Origin of the sequence: Bacillus sp. MUM 116, assembly GCF_001866655.1 — a bacterium.
Lineage (GTDB): Bacteria > Bacillota > Bacilli > Bacillales > Cytobacillaceae > Neobacillus.
In genome coordinates this window covers 1-360 of sequence record NZ_MLYR01000189.1, presented here as the reverse complement: position 1 = coordinate 360, position 360 = coordinate 1, and the positions used below count along the sequence as shown (strand labels likewise).

At 51.1% G+C, this 360-nt stretch carries 4 tRNA genes; all 4 read right to left on the bottom strand.

Features of this window, described 5'->3' with window-relative positions:
• Positions 1 to 5 precede the first annotated feature (5 nt).
• Positions 6 to 79 (bottom strand) — tRNA-Arg (locus BIV60_RS27795).
• A 10-nt stretch (positions 80 to 89) separates the two neighbouring features.
• Positions 90 to 180: transfer RNA gene (locus tag BIV60_RS27790), tRNA-Ser, on the bottom strand.
• Positions 181 to 191: 11 nt separating this feature from the next.
• Positions 192 to 266 (bottom strand) — tRNA-Asn (locus tag BIV60_RS27785).
• A 20-nt stretch (positions 267 to 286) separates the two neighbouring features.
• Positions 287 to 360, bottom strand: a tRNA-Ile gene (locus BIV60_RS27780).

Below are 360 nucleotides of genomic sequence, written 5' to 3'. Positions count from 1 at the left end.
ATTTACGCGCCTTAGAGGATTCGAACCTCTGACCGTACGCTTAGAAGGCGTATGCTCTATCCAGCTGAGCTAAAGGCGCATTATATGAATGGCGGAGAAGGAGGGATTTGAACCCTCGCGCCGGTTACCCGACCTACACCCTTAGCAGGGGCGCCTCTTCAGCCTCTTGAGTACTTCCCCATAAAATAAAATGGCTCCGCAGGTAGGATTCGAACCTACGACCGATCGGTTAACAGCCGATTGCTCTACCACTGAGCTACTGCGGAACAAAAATATATTATTATAGTGGGCCTAAATGGACTCGAACCATCGACCTCACGCTTATCAGGCGTGCGCTCTAACCAGCTGAGCTATAGGCCC